Source organism: Mucilaginibacter sp., from assembly GCF_028288225.1.
Lineage (GTDB): Bacteria > Bacteroidota > Bacteroidia > Sphingobacteriales > Sphingobacteriaceae > Mucilaginibacter.
In genome coordinates this window covers 93,805-109,279 of the sequence record NZ_JAQBOC010000076.1, presented here as the reverse complement: position 1 = coordinate 109,279, position 15,475 = coordinate 93,805, and the positions used below count along the sequence as shown (strand labels likewise).

The following is a 15,475-nucleotide window of genomic DNA, read 5'->3' as shown; positions in this document are numbered from 1 at the left end:
ATATTTATTTTATATTTACTTTTAATTGTGTCAAACAAACACAATGGTCTAACCACCCGCATTATATTATAAACCTGTTTAAATACCCTGAATTTAATTAACCCTTTGCTGTACTAACCATGAAGAAAAACCTTAAAGTACCTATGGCGCTTTGTCTCCTGAGCGCATCATCTCTATTGATATTAGGTGCAATGACCGCCGGTACATCCATCAAGCTAACAAAAAAGCAAGCAGCAGCCGATAGTTCCGGTATTGTATTGGTCAAAAATATAAACGGGCCAACGCTGGGCTATTCAACAGCATCGGGTATAAAAATTTTAACTGTTGACGGGCTATCTTTTAAGGACCTGAATAAAAACGGCAAGCTTGATAAATATGAGGACTGGCGTTTACCGGTTGATGAACGCGCAAAGGACCTGGCATCAAAACTTACTATCGCGCAAATTGCAGGGTTAATGTTGTATAGTGCACATCAGGCAATTCCCGCTATGCCAGGGCCAATGGGGGCAGCAACGTACAACGGGAAACCATTTCCTGAAAGTGGCGCCAGGGCATCAGATCTGACAGACCAGCAAAAGGCATTTTTAATAAATGACAATTTACGCCATGTGCTGGTTACTTCGGCTCAAACCCCGGCGGTGGCGGCACAATGGAATAACAATGTGCAGGCATTGGTTGAGGGAAGCGGCTTCGGAATCCCCGCTAACAACAGTTCTGATCCGCGGCATGGCACAAACTCGGGTGTGGAATATACAGCAGGTGCAGGCGGCAAGATCTCGCAATGGCCTGATCAGCTTGGCCTGGCAGCAACATTTGACCCGGCTGTTGTACAGCAATTTGGGTCAATAGCTGCCAAGGAATATAGGGCATTGGGCATTTCCACTGCATTATCCCCGCAAATTGACCTGGGTTCAGAGCCGCGATGGGCACGGATAAACGGTACTTTCGGCGAAGATCCGCAGCTTGACGCTGATATGGCCCGTGCTTATGTGGATGGTTTTCAAACCTCTGCAGGCAACAGCGAAATTGCCGGTGGCTGGGGTTACAACAGCGTAAATGCCATGATGAAGCACTGGCCCGGCGGTGGCCCTGAAGAAGGCGGCCGGGATGCTCACTTTGCCTATGGAAAATTTGCCGTATACCCTGGCAATTACTTTGATGAACACCTCGTATCGTTTGTTGATGGTGCTTTAAAGCTATCAGGCAAAACAAAAATGGCCTCGGCAGTGATGCCGTATTATACCATCTCCTACAACAGGGATAAGAATGGTGAGAATGGTGGAAATAGTTATAGTAAATATCTGATAACTGATCTGCTCCGCAAAAAATACAGCTTCGATGGCGTGGTGTGTACCGACTGGCTGGTTACTGCCGACGAAGGTAAAACGCCGGATGTTTTCGCCGGAAAATCATGGGGGATGGAAACCAAAACAGTTGCCGAACGGCATTATAAAATTTTGATGGCCGGGGTCGATCAGTTTGGCGGCAATAACGTAGCAGGCCCGGTAATTGAAGCCTACAACATGGGGGCTAAAGAACATGGTGAGGCTTTTATGCGCGCGCGATTTGAGCAGTCGGCAGTGAGATTGCTACGTAATATTTTCAGGGTGGGGCTTTTTGAAAATCCTTATTTAAATATCGAAACCTCCAAACAAACGGTAGGTAACCCTGAGTTTATGACAGCCGGGTATAATGCGCAGCTAAAGTCTATTGTGCTGCTGAAGAATAATGCCAATGTGCTTCCGCTGCAAAAGGGAAAAACGGTGTACCTGCCTAAAAAATATAGCCCGTCTGTAAAAGGTTTTTTTGGTTCGCCATCAAAAGAGAAATTTGAAGATGCGGTTGGTGCTGAGCTGATGAAGAAATATTATAATGTTACCGATGACCCTGCCAAAGCCGATTGTGCCATAGTATTTGTAAGCAGCCCGAGCGGTGGCGTCGGCTATGATGCCGACGATGTGAAAAAAGGTGGCAGCGGCTATGTGCCCATTACCCTGCAATACGGTGCTTACACCGCCACCGATGCCCGGGAACATAGCATTGCTGCAGGTGACCCGGCCGAACCTACTGTAAAAGACAGGACTTACAAAGGTAAAAGCATAACCGCAGCCAATGTTACTGACCTTAAAACGATTGAAGATACCAGGGCTGCTATGAAAGGCAAACCGGTTATTGTAGTGATAACGCTCTCAAAACCGGCTATACCTGCCGAGTTTGAAAAAGATGCTAATGCAATTGTTGCCAGCTTTGGCGTACAAAACCAGGCTATCCTGGACATTTTATCCGGGGCAGCTGAACCATCGGGTTTATTGCCTTTCCAGATGCCTGCCAATATGCAGACAGTTGAGCTGCAAAACGAGGATATTCCGCATGACATGCTTTGCTATACCGATGCCGACGGTCATATTTATGATTTTGGATTCGGGATGAATTGGAAAGGGGTAATTAATGATGCCCGCACCGCAAAATATGCAAACCGGGTTGTAAAACCAGCCATCAGCATAAAAGGAAATATGGTTACCATTACCTGCCCGACTGCTGATACTAAAGTTTATTATACCACCAATGGCGCCACACCTGCTTTTGTTGAAGAAAATGAATATTCAAAACCATTTGCTATAAGCAAGGGTTTAACTATAAAAGCTATAGCAAAAGTTTATGGGGTTGATAATAGTGGCATGGTGGTATATAAGGTGAAGAAATAATATCGAATAATGTTTCATCACGCGCAAATCTGACGATGGTATAATTTATCCTATCTTTAGTTTTAAAAACCCTATTCAATCATGATCAAGCAAATAAAAATTTTCATCATCTTATTATTATTGCCGGCCGCTTTGTGGGCACAAACAGAACCAATGGTTATCCCGCTTTGGACCAAAGGTGCACCGGGTTTTGAAAACCGCCGTAACGAACCTGAGCAGGCAAAAGATTATTGGGTGAAAAATATCCATAATCCATCACTTACGGTATTTTTACCGCCAAGGGATAAGGCTACAGGTGCTGCGGTGATTGTTTGTCCGGGTGGTGGTCACAGGTTGTTGGTATATACTGCCGAGGGTGTTGACCCCGCTAAATTTTTAAATAATTTAGGTGTAGCCGTATTTGTGCTGAAATATCGTTTGGGCCGCGATACGCTTTCTCCCTATAAAATTGATGTACATGCTAAGCAGGACGGGTTCAGGGCTATGCGGCTTGTCCGCAGCAGGGCAGCTGAATTTGGGATTGATACCAACCGGATTGGCCTGATGGGCTTTTCGGCAGGTGGTGAGGTGGTTGATATGGTAGCTTTTGATAAGGGTAAAGGTGATCCAAAATCAGCTGACCCTATCGATCGCCAAAGCTCGAAGCCTGCTTTCGTGATCCAGATCTATCCGGGGCCGCTTTATATTCCGGACGTTATTCCGGCTGATGCACCACCGGCATTCTTGCTGGCCGCCAATGACGATCCTTGCTGTTCCATATCAGTAATGCAGCTGCTGCAACGCTATCGCGATGCCAAAGTACCTGTAGAAGCGCATTTGTTTACCCAGGGTGCGCATGGCTTTAACATGGGGCAACGGTCAAAACTTAAATCAATAAATACATGGCCACAGCGCCTGGCTGATTGGCTGTCTGATAATAATGTTTTGCAACCGGTGAGCAATGTCAGGCCGAAAGTGATGCATTAGAGGCCCCCTAACCCCCTAAAGGGCGAACGTTTTTTGGTAAGTAATTTTAGGTTTTTAATTCCGACATCGAAATTCCGACATCCGAAATCTTTTTGTTACTCCCAGGTAATTTTCAGCAATAAGTAAACCTTATGGCTTATAAAAGTGTTACCTTGTTATAAACCCCAAAACATCATGGCAAATTTCCAGGAGATAATAGCATCAGATAAACCTGTATTGGTTGATTTTTCAGCAGAGTGGTGCGGACCGTGTAAGATGATGCCGCCCATATTAAAGCAGGTAAAGGATGCTTTAGGCGATAAGGTGACTATTATAAAAATAGATATCGACAAAAATCCGGCAGCGGCGAATGCCTATAGGGTGCAAAGCGTACCTACCCTTATGATATTTAAAAATAGCGAAACCAAATGGCGCCAAAGCGGCGTAGTACAGGCCGGGCAATTGCAGCAGGTTATACAGCAGTTTGTTTAATACTTTGCGTCCTTGCGAGGAACGAAGCAAACATTGCGAAGGACAATCAAGAATTTAATGATTGTGGTGACCGATTAGCTTTAAGCCAATTGGTCACCATAAACCTTTTCTTATGGATTAGCATGTGCAGAGTTTGCTTCGTTCCTCGCAATGACGATATTTTTTCAACACCTACACATTCCCCATTTGCGGATCACTAAAGCTTGGTTTCCCGGTTTCAACCCTGCCGGCGTACCTTTTTTCAAAGGTTTGTACTCCATTAACTTTAACGCTGAAATCATACCAGCCATGGCTGTTGATCAGGTTAAGCATTACTGTTGATGAACCGGCTGGCTTAACCGTTACTACGTGGTTATTGGTTTTATAAGCATGATCGGCAATCGTAATGGTTTGTTGATGGCTACCCAAATTATTCAGGTTCAGCTCAATATTACCGGTAAGTTTTTTTCTGTCTATATGGTTGGGCTGGTATTCGCATACAACATCTAATGCCGGATCATTGGCGCTGCCCTTAAACTCGCGGAAAAAGCCGTTTGGCCCATATACCCGCAGGTGGTAATGGCTGTTTTCAAAGTCACTTAAAGGCCATTCATCTGTTAAAGTATCGCCTGCTTTTGCGGTGTACGCCCATGTGCGCAGATCTTCAGTAAGATATTTTCCAGGTGCATAAACATTAAATGGTGAACCCGATGCCGAACTGCCAAAAACTTTATCGCTTGCCGTAAACTTTAACCCGAATGATTTTTTATCCGCACTTAATTTGCCATCGGCATAAAGCTGGTAGGGCAGGGCGCATGATGGCTTGATGCCTTTTTCCTGCTTCGGCATGTACGGCGATGTATAAGGAGCTTTATTAATTAAAGCTATCTCATCGGCAGTAAGCAATTTATAATTATCAGGCAGCTTTTTAAACTGCGCTTTGTGGATACTCTCTACAAATTCGTCTTTCGGTAAAAACTCCGGTTTAGGGATAACCTCACCATTATAAGGGCGGAATACCGAGGTAAGATCACCGCAAACGGTACGGCGCCAGTCGCTGATGTTTGATTCCTGGATTTTTTTACCTGTTTTTTTGCTCAGGAATGTTTCTAAAAACTGTAACGTTGAAGTATGATCAAACACTTCGGAGTTTACCCAGCCGCCTTTACTCCATGGTGATGCAATCACAAGCGGCACGCGGAAGCCTAAACCTATGGAATTTTCCTTATCATATTTCTCAGGAAAATCCTTCCGGGCAAGTTCTTGTTCAAGTGTTACAAATTCAACACGGGTATCAATCCCGTCAGATACCTTGCCTGTTCCTGTTTTATGCGAATGCGGAGCAGTAAATGGCGGCACATGGTCAAAGTAGCCATCGTTTTCGTCATAGGCCAATATAAAGATAGTTTTTTTCCAAACCTCGGGATTTTGGGTAAGGATATCCATCACTTCTGATACATACCATGCCCCAAACCATGCTGCGCTTGGGTGATCGGAAAAATTCTCAGGAGCCGTTACCCATGATACGGTTGGCAACTTGCCGGTTTTTACATCCTCTCTAAATTGGTGCAGCACATCGCCTTTTGGCACTTTCAGCTCGCGCGTGGTACCGTCGTCTGTATATTTTAAGTCGACGAGGGTGCGGTAATCCTGGTCGTTTTTATTATTGCTGAATGCTTTGTTATGCAGGCTTTTTTCCTTGTCTGACAGCTTATCAAACATACCCTGCTTATAAACTTCACGTTCTTTATTAACCGATTCCAGGTAGCTTTTCATCTCCCTTAATTGTTTTTTAAGGTGACTGATATGTGCATCACCGGCAGGCAAAGCATCTATCTTTTTTTGCAGCTCATCAATCTTAGCAGGCAGCTCGGCCGATCTTTTCTCCATAGCGATGATATGCGGCTCGTGCAAATGAATGTTGTATTGTGCAAAAAATTCCAGGGGATTATCCTGGAAGTTTGACAGCCATGGGTCTTCTTCGCCTTCAAAACCGGTATCTATGGCTACCTCGTTCTGGTAACAGTTCCATGAAATGCCGTTCTCTTCCAAACGCTCAGGAAAGGTTTTCCATTTAAGGGTGCCATAATCCATATCCTCGTTCCAAACGTGGGCGCGTGAGTTTTCATTTTGCTCTTCGCGGATGGTGCCACTCCAAAAATATAACCGGTTAGGGTTAGTACCTGTTAAGGCCGAGCAAAAGTTCTGGTCGCAAACGGTAAAAGCATCTGCCAAAGCATAGTAAAAAGGGATATCCTGGCGGGTATGGTAGCCCAGGGTAAGCGGCATATTTGCATATTCTTTGTTGCCGTTGCGCTTATTATCGAGCCACTTATCAAATTTGCCATCGTTACGGGCATTAACCTGGTTCCGCCATGAATGCGGGAGTGAGCTCATCCAGGTTGATTTTGTATTTTTTATATCTAAATGAAAAGGTGCGTAAGTTTCACCTTTTTTGTTGGATTGAAGCCATACTTTATTTTTGTTAGGGAGATCAATGGCACGCGGGTCATTATATCCCCTTACACCCTTAAGCGTACCGTAAACATGATCAAACGACCGGTTTTCCTGCATCAGGATAACAATATGCTCGGCATCAATGTAAGTGCTGCCAGGTGGCGGGTTAATGGCCATTGCCTTTTGAATTGAAGCCGGTATTAAACCCGATAAACCAGCCGCGCCTGTTAACATTGCAGCCTTTTTTATAAAATCTCTCCTGGTATCCATTTATTTGATGTAGGTATAAATATAATATCTTTAGTTTGCAGTTTTCGGTTGGCAGTGCGCAGTTCTAATTGATTAACTCCAAAAGTAACAACTCTTTTATTGTTATATTGTTAACTGTACTGCCCGATATAAATTGTGCCAACTGCTTACTGCCAACTGCCAACTTTCTTCAAAAAGTACTCCTCGCACAACCCAAAAGATAGCGTCATTCCGTTGCCGCCAACTCCGTTTATTACGGTTACGCCGGGTGCGATATCAACAATCAGTTCGGTTGCGCCATTGGTCATTTTGGGGTAGATGCCGTGCCATGACTGCAGTAATTTCCAGTCCTTAAAAGTGGCAAAAGTTTGTAAGTAGGAAGTTATCATATCATTAATAAATTCCTTGTCGAAAGGGTCATGAACCAGGCCATATTCGTGCGAATCGCCGATGGTTAGCTCGCCGCTGCCGTTTTGCGATACCATTACATGAATGCCCCATTTCAGATATTCGGCATATTGTTCCTCGTAACGTTTCCGTAAAGCAGGCAATGATGCCGCAGCCTGGAAGCCAGGGTAATGGATCATGGATAAGCCGCCGCATAATGACGGGCCAATTCGCCATTCGTCTGGTTGGGTAACCAGTCGCATCATTTGCAGCTTGCATTTAGTTATTTGTGTTTCTGAAAATAAATCAGGGTACAGCGTTTCAAAATCAGCCCCGCTGCAAACAAAAATCTCATCGGCTTCCCAGGTGCGGTTGCCTGAAATAACTTTTGGATGATCTATCTGGCTGATGGCAGTGTTCCAGTAAAACTCCACATTATATTTTTCAGCAAGGTATTTAGCCACCTGCCCTACAGCAACTCTTGATTCTACTATCATTTCCTCGCCGCTCCATAAGGCTCCTTTTAAGCCATTCGGATTCACTGCCGGCGATTTTTGCAAAGCTTGCTTTGGCGATAATAAACTGCAGTCGCGGAAATGCTGGTTAATCTCCACGTATTCAGCTATTACCTGCAATTCATCATCATGATAAGCCAGGTGCATTGATCCAACCTCATCATGCCAGATCCTGGCTTCTGTACAAATTTCTTTCCAGATACTGCGCGACAGCATTGCCCGTTCAAACAGGGGACCGGTTGCCTGTCCAATTGGCCAGATCATCCCAAAATTACGGATGGATGCACCTACGGCACGCTCGTTACGCTCAAATATGGTTACTTTATAACCTCTGAGGGCAAGCGCCCTCGCGGTAGCAAGTCCTACAATACCAGCCCCTATAATTATTGCCGAGCCCCCCGACCCCCTGAAGGGGGAGTTTGTTGAAGATGTTTGTTTCATACAGGTTGTATGTTTAGTTCTCGTGGTGATTTTTCGCCTTTATTGCCTTTGCGGGCGCTTTGTAAAAAGTATAAAAGTGATAAAATTGCGCATACACCGCCAATAACTGCTACAAATACAACTCCTTCCTTAAAAAAATCAGCCCAGCTTATGTTTGGCCGGCCAATCTCTTTTATAAGCAGCAGGCTTACACTGCCCAGGTAACCTATTGAATCGGCAACGTATATCAGGAAACCAACATTACTTTTATAGTGAAAGGTGGCTATCATCCGCTCAAAAAATATGGCGTTGTAAGGTATGTAGCCCAGGTATAAGCCAAGGCCTGTCATAGTCATCCAGGCGGTGGGGCTTATTATATTTAAAGAAAATAAAATGGTTGATGCACCAATTAATACGCAGCCTCCAATAATCATTAGATGGATTATACTGAATGCCCGCAGGTTTTTTCGGATCAGGATCATCAGGCTGATGGCTATCAATACAATTACAGATATTTTTGTATTTGTAGTGGTGTAAATCATAGTGCCTTTTATGCCCAAACTAGCCCAAATTTCCGGCTCGAAATTATCGCGCACGTCGCGCATAACAGTTAGCAGTACATATATGATAAGGGTTAGGATGATGCCCGGTAAAAAGCGCTTTAAAAACTGCCTGCGTTCCTCAGCATTCATGGGTTTGCGTTTGGTACGCAGCTTAATATCTTCTGCAGTTGGCGGGGGAACAACCTCGAGAAAAAGCACAAATAATACCAGCGGAATTGCGAAAATAGCCCCCATTAAGAACGGCATCTGGAAGTCGTTTATAGGCAAAACCTGCAGCAGGGTACGTCCTATTGTTTTTACAAAGCCCGATGCAAATATCAGGCTGACTGACAGCACCGCAGCCATAAACTCGGTTGAGCGTCGGCCTTCCAAATAGCCGAACACCAGTCCCCATATTAACCCCAAAGGAAAACCGTTTATAAACAGGAAAATAATGTTATAGGGAGCCGGTACTAATGCGAAGCCTAACAAGGCCAGCCATGCAATTCCTATCAGCATTAAAATGGTTACCCCGCGTTTGGCGCCATTTATTTCGGAAATAAAACGAATGCCATAAAACTTGCTCAGGGCGTAGCCCATTATCTGTGCAATAACCAGCCAAACCTTATAGTCGACATGAAAATACTGCTGACCTGTGAACGTGCCGGCGGCAAAAGCTTTACGGAACGCATACATAGAGGTATAAGCCCCGAAGGCTGCAACACCCGCTGTTACCGATAAAAGCGCATAAGGCCATTTGGCAACTTTTATACGCAGGCGATCCATAACTTGCATAGCTATTTGCTTATGATGTTAATTACCTGTGCAATATCGTCAATAATATGTGTAGGATTATATGGCTCAAGCTCCTGGCGGGTAAAAATGCCGGTGGTTACGCCAATTACATATTTACAGCCCGCATTTTGGCCCTCGCGCACATCAACTTCAGTATCGCCAACCTTGGCAACCTCCCTTGGCCTGTCAATCTTACCGTCGATCATCATTTTCTGGATCATGTAAGGGTGCGGCCTGCCCAGCTCTACTTCGTCCGAACCAACAACATGGTCTATCAATTCTTTTTCAACCCATTTCAGGCGGTGAACTATAGTATCGGCGATATCACGTGAGAAGCCCGTATTTATACCTACTTGTATGCCTTGTGCTCTCAATGCCGCAAAAGTTTCCTCAACGTTTGGCAGCGGTTCAATGCCGGGTGCTGTTTTATAATGAGCTATCATTTGCTGTACAAACTCCTTATGGATCTTGCTTACCAGCTCCGTAGTTATTTTGGCATCGTTATGCTCATGCAGGCGCAGGATCTGCTTTATGGCAAGATTTTTTTCATATCCCATAAGGGGATTTATCAGGTCGAGAGGGACTTCATAACCTGATTTTAATAAAGCCTCCCGGAAAGCCTTGCTTACGTCATGGTCATCTTTAACCGTTGTGCCGGCTATATCAAACACTACTAATTTTATTGACATAATTGTCTATGGATTGTTGAGCAATACTAAACTTAGTTTATTAATAGCAAACTAATTTTGTGTTAAGGTTGTGTTATGGATTAGTTGATTGAGTTAGAATGAGTTGATTAGGTTGAATAAGTTGCTGCCGGAATTAACTTAATCAACTCAATCTAACCTAATCAACCCAATCAACTCACTTCCCCTTCTCCTCAAAAAAATAAATAACAAGCATGCTGGCAGTTGTGGTGCCAAGGTTTTTTGGAGTATGAGGGATTCGACCGTCAAATAACATGGAATCGCCCTGGCTTAAGATTATCTTTTCCTCGTTAAACTGGTATTCTATCTCGCCGGATAACACGTACTTGTATTCAAAGGCATCGGTTTCAACCAAAGGGCGGGTAGCGCCAGGCTCAAGCTCAAGAATAACAATATCAATGGTGCCTGGATTGATGGATTTTGTAAAGATCCGCTGGTAATGAAAACCCAATGCATGTTCTTTTTCAAAATGCTCGTAATCGGTTTTTCTTTTTACCAGGATAGGAAGATCATCACTTTTTGAGCGGATGTCTTTAAAAAACTCATTAAGATCAATTTCAAGCGCCTTGATGATTTCTATCAATACCATTAATGACGGTATGGTACGGCTGTTCTCAATCTGTGATATTAGTCCTTTACTAACGTTGGCCCTTATAGCAAGTTCATGTACTGTTATGTTTTTTTCCCGTCTTCGGTCTTTAATCCGGTTACTTATCTGGATCAGAATGTCGTCTTCCATTAATATTTAAAAGGTTTGAGGCACAAAGTAACTAATAAACCAAACGCCCGGAAATAATATTTATGTTAAGAAAAGTTAAACTAAGATTTTTAGGATTAAAAGATTATAAGATAATTTTTTGTCTGAATCAGAATTTAAAAATTACCAGGATGAGATCCAATAACGCAATCAAATTTACATTCTGCGAATTCTCAAATCCTGTAAACGGCGTAGCCTTCTTGAACGCCTTAGAAAACAAACAAGAGGTGAAAAATTCTGATTCAGACAATAGTTGCGACATTAATGCACCCTTAACACAATCATAATATTCGTTTGTTTAATTTGCACTCAAAAATTACCCAAATGAGATCCGCAGCTAACAATCACAAGGCAATAGTGAACAAAGTTTTTTCATTGTATGAAAAATATGGTGATGAGGATTATATAGGCGAGCCGGTTTCGCAACTGGAGCATATGTCGCAGGCGGCAGCGCTTGCCGAAGAAGAGGGTTATGATGATGAAGTGATTCTTGCCGCATTTTTTCATGATATAGGCCATTTATGTGCAGAAGAAGGAGAAGCGGAAAGTATGGATGGGATGGGTAATGTAGACCATGAAAAGCTTGGCGCTGATTATTTGTTGGAACGCGGCTTTTCAGAAAGGCTGGCCAATTTGGTGCAGGGCCATGTACTGGCAAAAAGATACCTCACTTACAAGCAGCCCGAATATTATAGCAAGCTTTCTGATGCAAGCAAGGTAACACTGGAGTTCCAGGGCGGCAGAATGAGCAAAGAGGAAGCTGATGAATTTGAACTGAACCCTGAAGCCGATTTAATAATCCGTTTACGCTACTGGGACGATATGGCAAAAGAAACGAATGTGCCCGTTAATAATGTAGCCCATTTGAAAGAGCTTGCATTGGCACACCTGGATAGGGGTTAGAAATTGGTTGAATAGAGATTAGAGACCGGAGATTAGTTTTTATAATTTTCAGTCAATTGCACACTTAGCATGCGGCGCAGGGTCCTTTTTCAAAGAGACCCCGCGGAAACTGGCACGGCGGAAAACCTTCGCCTTTTACCTTTCAGCTTTAACCTCTCCCCTCCAATATTAAAATATTGTAAGCAATAAGTAACGCCCCTGTTACAGAAATCTACCCGCTTAACATTTTCCTCATCTATTATTAAATATTGCTTAATACTAATTTAGTTTACCAATAATAAACAAAGTTTAGTATTGCTGCATGAAAACTTCCTTCCCATCACTATTAAAAATTAACAGATGAAACAGATTTACATGCAACTAAAGACCGTAATAACGGTATTGTTATTCTGTCTTGCCCCGATAATTTTATTCGGGCAATCAAAGATCGGCGGTACTGTAACCGATGACAAAAAACAGCCTTTACCAGGCGTGAGCGTTATGCTTAAAGGTACCACAAAAGGCACAGTAACAGATCTTAACGGTCGCTTTTTATTTACCGTTGAAAAAGGCCAGGTGCTTGTTTTTAAATTCCTGGGATTTGTAACACGGGAAATTACTATAGGCGATCAAAGCAACTACAATGTATCAATGGCTGATGATGCCAAAGTACTAAATGAAGTTGTGGTAACGGCCTTAGGTGTTAAAAAGGAAACACGCCGCGTAGGTTATGCTATTCAAACCGTAAACGGCGATGCCTTAACTACTGCCCGCGACCCTAATCCTATTAACGGCTTAATTGGTAAGGTAGCCGGTTTACAGGTAGGCGCCACATCAGAAATTTTGGGAAGTCCTAAAGTAACTATCCGTGGCAACGAAGTCTCGTTATATGTTATTGACGGATTGCCTTTTAACTCAGATACTTTTGACTTGAGCCCTGATGACATTGAGAGCTATACCGTGCTTAAAGGGCCGGCTGCTGCTGCATTATATGGTAGTCGCGCACAATTTGGCGCCATTTTGATAACCACTAAAAAAGGTGATAAAAATAAAAAGGGGTTATCTGTCGAAATAAACAGTAGCACCGTGATCAATAAAGGATTTCTTGCATTTCCGCGAATACAAAATTCATTCGGGCCGGGTGAAAATACCTTTTATCAATTTGTTGATGGTAAAGGTGGTGCACCGGGTGGTGTGGATAGTGATTATGATGTTTGGGGGCCATATTTTGCTGGCCAGCTTATCCCTCAATATGACAGCCCGGTTGTTAATGGTGTACGCCAGGGAACTCCATGGACTGCAAGAGGTGCAAATAACCTGGCTAATTTTTTACAAACCGGTTATCAAACCAATAACAACGTTGCCTTAACAGCAAATGGGGATAATTATAATATTAGGTTTTCCGCTTCGCAGGAACATCAAAAAAGTTATATCCCATCTCAATACCTTGATATAGCAAATGCAAACATTTATGCATCGTATAATGCATCCCCGCGGTTAAAATTTGAAGCAAGTGTTGATTTTAACAGGCAAAGCACTAATGATTTTCCGGACGTTCAGTACGGCCCGAATAGTATCATCTACAACATGGCCATCTGGACAGGAGCTGACTGGGATGTAAATGCTCCTGATATTAAAGCTATCTGGCAGCCGGGTAAAACTAATATTCAGTCGCAGTTTGCTGAGTATACCCGTTACCATAATCCTTATTTATTAACTAAAATATGGACAAGGGGACATTACAAAAATGATATTTATGGTTATTTGTCTGCTAACTACAAAGTTGATAACCACGTTAATATATCTTTAAAAAACCAGATTGACACTTACAACCTACTGCGTACGGAGGATATGCCTTTTTCTGCTCACCCTTACGGGCGTGAAGGAAACCAGGGTGACTATCGAGAAGACAGGCGCGACCTGTTTGACAACAATACCTTGTTAACGGTAAATTTCGATTACACCATAAAGCATTTTCTAAATTTATCCGGTTTGGTGGGTAGTAACCTGCGTAGTTTTAAATATAACTCCAGCTGGGTTTCAACTGATTACCTGAACGTGCCAAATGTTTATGCCTTCAGTAATTCACGTAATGCTTTACAGGCAACCAGCTTTAATTCAGCACAGATCCAGTTAAGTGAATTTGCATCGTTAGATGCATCGTTTGGCAAGTATGCAACTTTGTCAGCGACCATCCGTAATGAATATTCATCATCATTCCAGCAGCCAACCACTTATTTATATCCAAGTGCCTCACTAGCTACAGTGATCTCGGATTATATTAGAATGCCGGAGTTTATATCTTTCCTGAAAGCAAGATTTTCATATGCCAATATTCGCAGTGATGCCACCAGCCCTACTATAGGCCCCGCACCTTTTAGTTCAATAACAGCCTTTGGAGGAAGTACCGGTGCTTCACTTTTTAATAACCCACTGGGTTACGGAACCACTTATAATTCTCCTTATAATGGCCCTACATATGCACTTAATACCTCTTATTCTACGGCAAAGCCATACAATAGCCAAACCGCTGGTTATGGGCCTAACAGCTTGTATGCAAACGGCATTAAAACATCAACACGCGTAAATTACGAAGAAGGCTTTGATATTAAATTCCTTCAAAACCGTTTGGGATTAAGCGGTACTGCGTTCCAGTATGTAGACGGGCCGCAGATATTGGCTAATGCTATTTCAACGGCAACCGGGTATACTACAGAATACATAAATGCTTTAAAAACAAAAACCACCGGTTATGAACTTTCATTAACCGGTACCCCAATAAAGGACCTTGGCGGTTTTGGATGGGATGTTTTGGTTAACTTATCTACCTACAAACAAATTTTTGCTGAATTGCCAGCTGGCCAATCAACTTACAACACTTATTTTAAGAAAGGTGACCGTACCGATATATTTTACGGTTCGGCCTTTGTAAGGACACCTGAAGGAGTGATCATCAACGGAGCGAATGGCGAACCGTTAAAAAATAGCTTTCCTTCTGTGTTAGGGCACCTTAATGCTGACTACAACTGGTCTATCTATAATAAAGTTCACTACAAAAGCGTGAGCTTAAGTTTTCAGTTTGATGGTGCAGTAGGCGGGGTTACTTCAGATTATGTTCATAACAAAACAGTTCGTGGTGGTAGTAATGCCTTAACAGCTGAAGGCGCTTTGGGCGCTGCCCGTTACCAGGACTGGTTAAACTTTGGTAAAACAGGTTATACCGGTAGTTATGTAGGCAAGGGTGTAGTAATATCAAATGGCGTTGCCCCTAACTATGACTCAAAAACCGGTGCTGTATTAAATTACAGTGCGTTGCAATATTCGCCTAATACATCAAAAGCCTTTGTACAGGAGTACGCCAGTGAATATTATAATTTTACTGAAGCTAACCTAATGAGCAAAACCTATGCAAAATTACGCGAAGTAACAGTAAGCTATGATGTGCCTAAAAAATGGCTGCAGAATACCTTCATTGAAAAAGCGTCAGCATCGATTTATGGCCGTAACCTGCTTTACTTCTACAAGAATCCGGAATTTAAGGATGTTGATTTAGATCAGTATGCCAACTCTGCTACCACCAGTACAGGCTTGCAGTCACCATCAGTGCGCAGCTACGGGTTGAATATTAAACTATCATTCTAAT

General features: G+C 43.0%; 10 protein-coding genes. 5 read left to right on the top strand and 5 right to left on the bottom strand.

The window, feature by feature from the left end; translation table 11 throughout:
* The first annotated feature begins 119 nt into the window (after positions 1 to 119).
* The 3 genes from JWQ54_RS22415 (at position 120) to trxA (ending at position 4,142) form a co-directional block, all read left to right on the top strand.
* Entirely contained in the window at positions 120 to 2,705 is a 2,586-nt protein-coding gene (locus tag JWQ54_RS22415; RefSeq protein WP_299589629.1) for a glycoside hydrolase family 3 N-terminal domain-containing protein, read from the top strand.
* A gap of 81 nt (positions 2,706 to 2,786) precedes the next feature.
* Positions 2,787 to 3,671, top strand: coding sequence for an alpha/beta hydrolase (locus tag JWQ54_RS22410; RefSeq protein ID WP_299589626.1), 885 nt, complete (start codon positions 2,787 to 2,789; stop codon positions 3,669 to 3,671).
* A gap of 174 nt (positions 3,672 to 3,845) precedes the next feature.
* Positions 3,846 to 4,142 (top strand): thioredoxin, encoded by a 297-nt coding sequence (gene trxA, locus JWQ54_RS22405; RefSeq protein ID WP_299589624.1) that lies wholly within the window; start codon positions 3,846 to 3,848, stop codon positions 4,140 to 4,142.
* Positions 4,143 to 4,313: 171 nt separating this feature from the next.
* On the opposite strand, the gene JWQ54_RS22400 is transcribed toward trxA, so the two are convergent.
* From JWQ54_RS22400 to JWQ54_RS22380, 5 genes are all read right to left on the bottom strand, one after another.
* Positions 4,314 to 6,848 carry a phosphocholine-specific phospholipase C gene (locus JWQ54_RS22400; RefSeq protein WP_299589622.1) on the bottom strand — a complete coding sequence of 845 codons (2,535 nt, stop codon included), beginning with the start codon at positions 6,846 to 6,848 and terminating at the stop codon, positions 4,314 to 4,316.
* Positions 6,849 to 6,994: 146 nt separating this feature from the next.
* Complete coding sequence (locus tag JWQ54_RS22395; protein WP_299589619.1) at positions 6,995 to 8,170, bottom strand: TIGR03364 family FAD-dependent oxidoreductase; 1,176 nt, start codon at positions 8,168 to 8,170, stop codon at positions 6,995 to 6,997.
* Complete coding sequence (locus tag JWQ54_RS22390; protein ID WP_299589618.1) at positions 8,167 to 9,486, bottom strand: DUF5690 family protein; 1,320 nt, start codon at positions 9,484 to 9,486, stop codon at positions 8,167 to 8,169. The genes JWQ54_RS22395 and JWQ54_RS22390 overlap by 4 nt, the downstream gene beginning before the upstream one ends.
* A gap of 2 nt (positions 9,487 to 9,488) precedes the next feature.
* Complete coding sequence (locus JWQ54_RS22385; RefSeq protein WP_299589616.1) at positions 9,489 to 10,175, bottom strand: HAD hydrolase-like protein; 687 nt, start codon at positions 10,173 to 10,175, stop codon at positions 9,489 to 9,491.
* Positions 10,176 to 10,350: 175 nt separating this feature from the next.
* Entirely contained in the window at positions 10,351 to 10,932 is a 582-nt protein-coding gene (locus JWQ54_RS22380; protein ID WP_299589614.1) for an XRE family transcriptional regulator, read from the bottom strand.
* 342 nt (positions 10,933 to 11,274) lie between these two features.
* Between JWQ54_RS22380 and JWQ54_RS22375 the strand changes: the two genes are divergently transcribed.
* Complete coding sequence (locus tag JWQ54_RS22375; RefSeq protein WP_299589612.1) at positions 11,275 to 11,853, top strand: phosphonate degradation HD-domain oxygenase; 579 nt, start codon at positions 11,275 to 11,277, stop codon at positions 11,851 to 11,853.
* Between the two features lie 339 nt (positions 11,854 to 12,192).
* Positions 12,193 to 15,474 (top strand): SusC/RagA family TonB-linked outer membrane protein, encoded by a 3,282-nt coding sequence (locus JWQ54_RS22370; RefSeq protein WP_299589610.1) that lies wholly within the window; start codon positions 12,193 to 12,195, stop codon positions 15,472 to 15,474.
* The last annotated feature ends 1 nt before the right edge of the window (position 15,475 follow it).

What these genes read in the sequence shown, in the direction of transcription:
- JWQ54_RS22415 (WP_299589629.1), top strand. Translation starts at nt 120, where the DNA reads ATGAAGAAAAACCTTAAAGTACCTATGGCGCTTTGTCTCCTGAGCGCA.
- JWQ54_RS22410 (WP_299589626.1), top strand. Translation starts at nt 2,787, where the DNA reads ATGATCAAGCAAATAAAAATTTTCATCATCTTATTATTATTGCCGGCC.
- trxA (WP_299589624.1), top strand. Translation starts at nt 3,846, where the DNA reads ATGGCAAATTTCCAGGAGATAATAGCATCAGATAAACCTGTATTGGTT.
- JWQ54_RS22400 (WP_299589622.1), bottom strand. Translation starts at nt 6,848, where the DNA reads ATGGATACCAGGAGAGATTTTATAAAAAAGGCTGCAATGTTAACAGGC.
- JWQ54_RS22395 (WP_299589619.1), bottom strand. Translation starts at nt 8,170, where the DNA reads ATGAAACAAACATCTTCAACAAACTCCCCCTTCAGGGGGTCGGGGGGC.
- JWQ54_RS22390 (WP_299589618.1), bottom strand. Translation starts at nt 9,486, where the DNA reads ATGCAAGTTATGGATCGCCTGCGTATAAAAGTTGCCAAATGGCCTTAT.
- JWQ54_RS22385 (WP_299589616.1), bottom strand. Translation starts at nt 10,175, where the DNA reads ATGTCAATAAAATTAGTAGTGTTTGATATAGCCGGCACAACGGTTAAA.
- JWQ54_RS22380 (WP_299589614.1), bottom strand. Translation starts at nt 10,932, where the DNA reads ATGGAAGACGACATTCTGATCCAGATAAGTAACCGGATTAAAGACCGA.
- JWQ54_RS22375 (WP_299589612.1), top strand. Translation starts at nt 11,275, where the DNA reads ATGAGATCCGCAGCTAACAATCACAAGGCAATAGTGAACAAAGTTTTT.
- JWQ54_RS22370 (WP_299589610.1), top strand. Translation starts at nt 12,193, where the DNA reads ATGAAACAGATTTACATGCAACTAAAGACCGTAATAACGGTATTGTTA.